The sequence below is a fragment of the Streptomyces silaceus genome, from assembly GCF_001419745.1.
Lineage (GTDB): Bacteria > Actinomycetota > Actinomycetes > Streptomycetales > Streptomycetaceae > Streptomyces > Streptomyces silaceus.
In genome coordinates, this window is record NZ_LIRJ01000057.1 from 1 (window position 1) to 2161 (window position 2161).

General features: G+C 73.2%; 3 protein-coding genes. All 3 read right to left on the minus strand.

The annotated features are described in order from the left end of the window. Positions 1–99: 99 nt before the first annotated feature. Entirely contained in the window at positions 100–585 is a 486-nt protein-coding gene (locus AOK22_RS06435; protein WP_055697598.1) for an SRPBCC family protein, read from the minus strand. Further along, complete coding sequence (locus AOK22_RS06440) at positions 582–962, minus strand: ArsR/SmtB family transcription factor (protein ID WP_055697599.1); 381 nt, start codon at positions 960–962, stop codon at positions 582–584. The genes AOK22_RS06435 and AOK22_RS06440 overlap by 4 nt, the downstream gene beginning before the upstream one ends. A gap of 82 nt (positions 963–1044) precedes the next feature. Further along, on the minus strand, positions 1045–1932 hold the full coding sequence (locus AOK22_RS06445) for an alpha/beta fold hydrolase (RefSeq protein ID WP_055697600.1): 888 nt from the start codon (positions 1930–1932) through the stop codon (positions 1045–1047). Positions 1933–2161 lie beyond the last annotated feature (229 nt).

Sequence of the window (2161 nt, forward strand, 5' to 3'; positions counted from 1 at the left end):
CGCGGGGTGTGCCGGGCGGGGGAGCGGTTCCCCCGCCCGGCGCCGACGTCCTGCCAGGCGCCGGCACAACGATCGACGCCGTGCCCGCCCCGGCAGGCGTCACCCGGCGAGCAGCGCGTCCATCTGCCCGATGGCCGCGCTCAGGCCCTCGGCGGCGCCCATCTCGATCATCTGCTCCATCTGCTCGCGGGAGTCGAAGGCCGACCGCAGCTCCATGCGCGTCCCGCCCTCGTGCTCCGTGAGCCGCATCCGCACCGTCGAGACCGGTGCCCCGGCCGTCGGCTTCCCGTCCTGGTCGGCGAACCCGTCGGTGAAGTCCAGGCCGTGCGGCGGATCGATCGACGTGATGCGCCACCAGCCGCGGTGCTTCTCGCCCTCCGGACCCGTCATGAAGTACGTGACGTCGCCGCCCGGCGTCAGGTCGTGCGCCTCGAAGGTCGCGGGGTAGGTGGGCGGTCCCCACCAGCGCTCCAGCCTGCGCGGATCCGCCCACAGTTGCCACACCTCCCCGACAGGGGCGGTGAAGTCGGCGATCAGTGTGAGCGTGAGCTGGTCGAAGTCCTTGTCGACGCTGGTGACACTCATGGTTCGGCCCTCCTCGCGGGGTCGTCTTCATCGGGGTCGGGGTCGGGGCCCTGCGCCAGGAGCCGGGACATCCGGTCCACCCGCCCGCGCCACACCGTCTCGAGCCGGTCGAGGGCCTCGCGCGCCCGGCGCAGGGCGTCGAGGTCGGTGTGCACGAGCTGCTCCCGTCCGCGGCGCCGCTTGGAGACGAGACCGGCCCGTTCGAGCACCGCGACGTGCTTCTGCACCGCGGCGAAGCTCATCGGGTACGCCTCGGCCAGCCGCGACACCGACGTCCCGTCCCGGACGCACCGGTGCAGGATGTCGCGTCGCGTCGTGTCGGCCAGGGCGTGGAACAGGCGGTCCACGGCCTCGTCGTTCGCTTCACGTACAACCATTTGGTTGTACGTTAGCGCGGACGCCGCCCGGCGTCGACCGGAAGCGGACCCGGGGCCCGTGCCGTCGGACGGAGAGCGCGCGTCAGCGGTGGCTGTCCAGGACGTCCCGCAGGAGCTTCGCGAACGGTTCCGGGGCGCCGTGCTGGCCGTATTCCCCGCCGAGGAACCCGGCGTGATGACTGGGGAACATCGTCGGCTCCGTGCCGAGCCCCGCGGCGACCCCTTCCGCGGCGCGGGCCGCGAGCTCGCCCTCGGACTCCTGGCCCGCCGCGATCACGACACGGGTGGAGGCGGCGCGCAGGGCGTCGAAGTCGGGGCGGTAGCCGGTGCAGCCGAGCATGTTCTGCCCCAGCAGCGGGTCGTCCCGGGAGCCGTCGTCCTCGGTCGGCAGCCCGAAGTCGGCGGGGGAGGGGGCGGGCCGGTCCGCCCAGTCGGCCGTGATGGGCCCCTTGTGGCTGGTCAGCGTGATGAACTTCGCCATGCCCGCCCCCATGCCCGCGCGCAGATACGTCGCGTGGACGTCCGCGCAGGCCGCCAGCGCCGCCTCCCGGTCCGGCAGGACCTGCGCCGTCGGCGGCTCGTGGGCGACGAGGGTGCGCACCAGATGGCCGTGCCGCTCCACCAGCGCCAGGGAGTTGACCGCGCCGCCGCTGCTGGCGAACACGTCCACGCGCCCCGGCGCGCCGAGCGCCTCGATCACCTGCCGCAGATCGTCGGCGTGCTCCTCGGGCGTCGTGTCCACGGCCCCGTCGGTGCGCAGGCTGCGGCTCACCCCGCGCGGGTCGTACGTGACGACGGTCCGGTCGGTGAAGTGCGACGCCAGCGTCTCGAACCCGGCGGCGTCCATGGGCGAGCCGACCAGGAACAGGACGTCGCCCTCGGTCGTGCCCCCGCCGCTCGGGCCGGTGCGGACGTCGTAGCTCAGCGTCGCGCCGGCCACGGTCAGCGTGCGGGTCTCTTTCTCGGTCATCTGAGTCTCCTCGGTGAGCGCGGTCTCAGGAAGGAAGACCGCCCGACCCACGAGAAATCATCGCTCTTGATCGGATCCATCGCATCCGAGGGAACCCCAGTGCGCCTCCGCCCGACTACTGGTGCGACAACTGCTCCACGAGTGAAGGGTGTTGACGGCCATGAGGGCGAAGAGCGAGCGACCGGGGCCGAGCCGTCGCGGGGTGCTGCGGGGCGCGGCGTCGGGGGCG

What these genes read in the sequence shown, in the direction of transcription:
- AOK22_RS06435 (WP_055697598.1), bottom strand. Translation starts at nt 585, where the DNA reads ATGAGTGTCACCAGCGTCGACAAGGACTTCGACCAGCTCACGCTCACA.
- AOK22_RS06445 (WP_055697600.1), bottom strand. Translation starts at nt 1,932, where the DNA reads ATGACCGAGAAAGAGACCCGCACGCTGACCGTGGCCGGCGCGACGCTG.
- AOK22_RS06440 (WP_055697599.1), bottom strand. Translation starts at nt 962, where the DNA reads ATGGTTGTACGTGAAGCGAACGACGAGGCCGTGGACCGCCTGTTCCAC.